The organism is Loigolactobacillus bifermentans DSM 20003 (assembly GCF_001434575.1).
GTDB classification, from domain to species: Bacteria; Bacillota; Bacilli; order Lactobacillales; family Lactobacillaceae; genus Loigolactobacillus; species Loigolactobacillus bifermentans.
Genome location: NZ_AZDA01000117.1, coordinates 95970 through 96729, shown reverse-complemented (window position 1 = coordinate 96729; position 760 = coordinate 95970). Strand labels below are relative to the sequence as shown.

The window sequence follows — 760 nt, the reverse complement described above, 5'->3', positions numbered from 1 at the left end:
GGCATAGGACAAAAAAGTCTCTATTTAAATTGTCTATTTTATTGACAGGGGACCATATTGAGATGATGCGAACCGTGAAAGTTAAATTATATCCAAATGCCACCATGCGCCGTGTTTTAGCGCAACTCTGTGATTATCGCCGTTATTGCTGGAATCAAGGTCTTGCCACTTGGAATGCAATGTACGATAGTTCGCAAATTATGGCTGATAAGAAATTGTGCCCAACTGCGCGTAAAGTGCGTGACGAATTAGTCGCAAATAAGCAAGACTGGCAATATCAATTGTCTGCGCGCTGTTTACAGTTAGCTATCACTGACCTAGGCAAGGCTTGGCAAAACTTCTTTGATCAATCCTTACCAGACTGGGGTAAACCGCATTTTAAATCCAAAAAAGCATCACGCCAAGGTTTTAAAACGGATCGCGCTAAAATTGTTAACGGTCGATTACACTTGGATAAACCTCATGATATAACGAGTTGGTACGATATTCCATTTCGTGGTACGCGTCATTTAATCGGTACTTTAAAAGTGGTCTCCATTTATTGTGAGAATGGTACCTACTGGGCAAGTTTGCCATTTGAAGTCGCTGAAATCACCTCTAAACCTAGCACTGGTCAGATAACTGGTGTGGATATAAACGTAGGCCATCTGAATTACAGCGACGGTATTTTTAATGTTTGTCCTCAGCGGTTACAACGACTTTATCAACGTATTAAACATTATCAACGTCTATTAGCTCGCAAACGGGTGGTAAATGGTCG

General features: G+C 41.2%; 1 protein-coding gene. It reads left to right on the top strand.

The features are described from left to right. Positions 1–62: 62 nt before the first annotated feature. The coding region (locus FC07_RS16250; RefSeq protein WP_235807519.1) for an RNA-guided endonuclease InsQ/TnpB family protein at positions 63–760 on the top strand (698 nt) is incomplete at its 3' end.